This window comes from Oribacterium sinus, assembly GCF_963537195.1.
Taxonomy (GTDB): Bacteria; Bacillota; Clostridia; order Lachnospirales; family Lachnospiraceae; genus Oribacterium; species Oribacterium sinus_A.
In genome coordinates, this window is record NZ_CAUTEG010000144.1 from 1 (window position 1) to 4,537 (window position 4,537).

The 4,537-nt window shown below is 39.3% G+C and carries 4 protein-coding genes and 2 pseudogenes; 5 read left to right on the forward strand and 1 reads right to left on the reverse strand.

Annotated features, from left to right (window positions below):
* The 4 genes and pseudogenes from RYL27_RS11535 to RYL27_RS10985 form a co-directional block, all read left to right on the forward strand.
* A pseudogene (locus tag RYL27_RS11535) lies at positions 1-105 on the forward strand (MptD family putative ECF transporter S component); the annotation flags it as partial.
* Positions 106-703: 598 nt separating this feature from the next.
* Complete coding sequence (locus tag RYL27_RS10975; RefSeq protein ID WP_314967178.1) at positions 704-922, forward strand: hypothetical protein; 219 nt, start codon at positions 704-706, stop codon at positions 920-922.
* A gap of 193 nt (positions 923-1,115) precedes the next feature.
* Positions 1,116-1,649: a hypothetical protein gene (locus RYL27_RS10980; protein ID WP_314967179.1), complete on the forward strand. Its 534-nt coding sequence runs from the start codon at positions 1,116-1,118 to the stop codon at positions 1,647-1,649.
* A gap of 198 nt (positions 1,650-1,847) precedes the next feature.
* Complete coding sequence (locus RYL27_RS10985) at positions 1,848-2,786, forward strand: diacylglycerol/lipid kinase family protein (RefSeq protein ID WP_314967180.1); 939 nt, start codon at positions 1,848-1,850, stop codon at positions 2,784-2,786.
* A 119-nt stretch (positions 2,787-2,905) separates the two neighbouring features.
* Here RYL27_RS10985 and RYL27_RS10990 read toward each other — a convergent pair whose 3' ends face one another.
* A complete protein-coding gene (locus RYL27_RS10990) occupies positions 2,906-3,520 on the reverse strand; it encodes a TetR family transcriptional regulator (protein ID WP_314967181.1) in 615 nt (204 codons plus the stop codon).
* A gap of 229 nt (positions 3,521-3,749) precedes the next feature.
* On the opposite strand from RYL27_RS10990, the pseudogene RYL27_RS10995 reads away from it, so the two are divergent.
* Positions 3,750-4,537: pseudogene (locus tag RYL27_RS10995) on the forward strand (hypothetical protein); the annotation flags it as partial.

Below are 4,537 nucleotides of genomic sequence, written 5' to 3' on the forward strand. Positions count from 1 at the left end.
TGGGCAGTAGGATTTGGCTTGATAACTTTTGTTCTTGCTTGCATAGGAGCATTTGGTGCAACAAGGATACTTAAAAAACATTTTGAAAAAGCAGGAGGGATTTAATCAATCTTTGTTAGTGAGGGAAAAATGGATTAAATAATTGTATTTCGGGCGTTTTACAACACTTCAGAATTTAGGGCAATAAAGAATTAATATTTTAGAAAGCTTAATTATATTGCTATTTTTTGGGGTAAGTGCTAAAAACTATTACAACAGACAATAGCATACGGGTGAAAGAAGCAACTAACAATTTACTTCATTGAGATGACATTGGAAGTTTGGATTATATTTTGGAAGGCAGGATATCTCCAATGTATTTCTACAATAAAGTCATTCGAAAGGGGTGATTCTTATGATTAGTTTCCTTTTGCAATATCCTTATAGTAGAGTATTCATTTTGGCTTTGGTAATTGGACTGATTTACTTTATTTCTCTGAAGAGAACGTATAGCTACGGGCATCGCTGGGGATTGATTAGCTATATAGCATTGCTTGTGTTGATTTATCTCATTCCTCATAGCATAAGCCATAGGGATTTGCCTATACCTCAAATCCTTAAGAATATTGAGTTGAATCCGTTCTTGTTTTTGAGATACAACATGCTATCCAATCTTATAATTGTAGTATCATTTCTTCCCTTACCGAGAGTTCTCTTTTCCGTAGTGAAGGAGAAAAAGAAGGTACTTCTCTATGCGGTATTGATTGGATTTGGTATGGAATGTATTCAGCTTCTTCTGAATATCCTATTCCATTCCCCGATTTTTGTGGTGGATGTTAATGATATTGTCTTGTATACTTTGGCAAATTTCATTGGATATTCTCTGTTCCTTTTTTTACAGAACAGAAATATATCCATGCCTCTTGGAGCTCAAAAAGCTTAAGGTATAATAGACGATTCAAGAATTAGAATTTCTTGAATTCGTGAAGTACATTTCAAAATTCTAAGTTCTTACAAAAGATTTACAAAACTCTGTATCTTTTTCCCCGATGATTGTCATGATAACGAAAAACGGATATACTGATAAAGTCGGTGAGATACCGGCTTTATTTTTCATTGTGAGGGGTGTTTTCTCTATGTTAAAAAGAGTTTCTTTGTTTATGATGTGCCTACTGGGCATTTTATTATTTTCCTTCTCGGCTTTCGCGAAGGAGCAGTTACAGCTTCATGTGGAATATGTGGAAGGAAAGGTAAACGATCCTGTCAGCAAGTCTGCCAGAGTGGCTTACATTGTCCATGAGAATCCGGTATTTTCCGTATCCGGTAGTGGTGAGGCAGAGGTTGTTGCCTATAAGAATACCTACTTGCAGGATGAGGACAAGGGTGTTCGCAATCGTTTATGGAAGAAGACTGTAAAGGACGGAGAGCAGTTTAGCTTTATTCCCGAGGAAGAGTTCCGAAATGCTGAAGAAGAGGGAACACTTTATGGACTTTCCGATTGTTATGTGTTGCGGATTCAGGAAAAGGGTAGTTCAGACTATCAGGAAGTTTTCGTAGGTGTTGTAGAAGAGAATACCTTTAAGGACTTCCAGACTAAGGCGAAGGAAAAGGAAGCTCGCTTAGAACAGAAGATGAAGGACTTAGGTCCTGCGGCTAAGAAGACCGCATAATAAAAGAAGGAAGAGAGGAAGCATATCCAATATGTATTCCTCTTTTTTAATAGTAAAATATATGTGAATCAGGAGTAGGATATCATAGCAAAGTAATCAAGAAACATCTCCGAAGTCAGGTTAGAAGTCTATTTAATTTTTATAGAACAATATGGTATGATTCAAGCTATAAAACGCTCAAAACAAGAGGAAAACCTTATGAAAAAAGTATTGCTTTTAATGAATGCCCAGAGTGGACAGGGGAAGGGAAAGGAGCTTTGCTATCGGGTGGTAGAAGGTCTTTCCCTATTGGGCTGTATGGTAACGGTCTTTCCTATTCTTCCTAAGCATAAGGACTTACGAACGGAAGAGCTGGTAAAAAAGCTGGGTAAAGATTTCGACCTGATAGTTTGCGCAGGAGGAGACGGAACACTGCATTATCTTATGAATGCCATTCTGAAAGAGAAGCTGGATATTCCCATGGGCTATATTCCCTGCGGTTCCACCAATGATTTTGCTCACTCCTTAGGGATTCCCAAGGATTTAGAGGAGAATCTTCGAGCCATGGTGGAAGGAGAGCGTTTTTCTTATGATGTGGGGAATCTTCAAGGAAGATTTTTTAACTACATTGCGGCCTTTGGTGCTTTTACCAAGGTAAGCTACGGGACAGATCAGGAATTAAAGAACAATTTGGGGCATTTGGCGTATTTGCTGGAATCTCTTCGTACCTTACCGGAAAATATGAGCCAGAGCATTCCCTTGAAAATCTCTGCTGAAAATTTTTCCGAAGAAGGAGAGTATATTTTTGGAGCTATTTCCAACGCCTATTCCGTGGCAGGCTTTTCAGGACTACCGGGACAGAACTTTCAGGAGAAAATGAATATAGATTTAGCTGACGGAGAATTCGAGGTTTTACTGATTCGTTCTCCGAAAAATATCGGAGAGCTGGGTGAGATTGTAGGAACGCTCCTTCGAGGTGATATTCCGGAAGACCATTCCTATGTGAATTTTTTCAAAACCCATTATCTGGAGTTTCAAGGCGAAAAGCCGGTGGAATGGACTTTGGACGGAGAGTTTGGAGGAGCCTATAAAGAAGGAAGCATAGACATCCGCAAAAAAGCAGTAGGGATTATGCTTCCCAAAATAGAGAAGAAATAAGCTCTCTTGCAGATACCAAAGAATCCCCAAAATCAGGCAGAAATGCAATCATACTGCTTGATTTTAGGGATTCTTTTATCTCGCTGGAACTTCATACAGAAATATGACTATCTTTATTATTATTGCGCAAATTCCTCCAATGCTGCAGGTATAGTGGATTGCAGATATCGTAAAATAAATCGAATACATTCCTGCTTATTAAAGGGGGATTTTTTTTGAAGATATGAGAGCAGGATTTGTGCAATGCTGGCGATATAGCTATCTACCAGAGTATCCAAAAACTTTTGCTCAATGCTAAAGAGATTGGAAGTTTCCGTTATTTTTCCCCCATTCCTCTTCAAGACATCTTCCATGCCTTTTTCCATGGCCCAGGAGATTACCTTACGGAAGTCCTCATTTAAAAAGCGAACCATAGCATCCCTACCCATGGAATCATAGACACAGTTTACAAAATGACGGTTCTTCTCAATGGAATCAAAAACCAGGGCAAGGGAATTTTCATAGTCCTCCTGATTCTGAATTTCAAAAATCAATCTTTGACTTTCTTGTGTTACCATCCATTCCAAAAGTCCGTGAATATCCGGAAAATAGTAATAAAAGGTCTTTCTATTGATGCCGACTTTTTCAATCAGCTCCCGAACGGTAATCTTTTCCAGGGGCTTTTTTTGTAAATAAAATTCCAAGGCTTCCGCCAACTGTCTTTGGGTTCTTTCCCTACACTCTTGTTTTTTCATTTTTATACCACATTTGTCCTATATTGACCGTTTTTTTTCCTTTGCCAAAGGCTTAGGATAGCTACCGTTGCTCATGACTTTGCTTTTAGTATAGCAAAAAAAGGAGAAAAACAAAGAAATAAGTATTGAAATAGTATGAGTAAAACAGTATGGGGAAAGGTTTTGAAAGCAGAAGTGCTTTAAAGACAAAAGTAGCATTGGAATCGTATAGAACAAGGAGGGTACAAGCATGAAAAATCAGAGAATTTACAATAGAGCAATAGCAAGCAATCAAAACGGTAATCAGAAGAATACTCGAAATGGTAAGCAAAGGAGCAGTGAAAGGAATAAGCAGTGGAAAAGAGCAGTTTGTATTGCTCTTTGTTTAAGTCAGGTTCTTGCCCTGTCCATCTCGGCTTTGGCAGAGGTGCAAAAGCCCCGCTATCATGAGAACTACTATGCCTTATTAAGTCCCACCGGGGAATTTAAGCAGGGCTCTTTGGTAAGAGAGTATGAAACCAAGGGCTATTCCAGTCTTACAGATTACGGAACTTATGAAAATGTAAAAAACCTCAGCAACAGTGTGGCAGTACAGTCCAATGGTAATCAACATACTTTGGATTTGTCTCAAGGGAATGTAGATTCTCTCTTTTTGGAGGGGGAAACAGCTGAACCCTACAGTCTCTTGCCTTGGACTATTACGATTCGCTATGAGTTAAACGGCTTAGAGGTACAACCGGAAACCCTTGCCGGAGAGAAGGGCTTGGTGAAAATTCATGTGCAGTTTAAAAAGAATCCCAACGCCCAGGATTATGCGGCAAAAAACTATGTGATGATGGCCAGAAGTAGCTTTAACGCAGAGGACATTTTATCCCTAAAGGCGGAGAAGGCTCAGGTGGTATCCTTGGGAGAGAAGAAGGAAGTGATTTTCGTCCTCCTTCCCGGAGAGGAAGACGACTTTACCATTGAGGTGGGAAGCAACTCCTTTAGTTTTTCCGGTTTACAATTTCAGATGGCTCCCCTTCGTTCCTCTCAGGT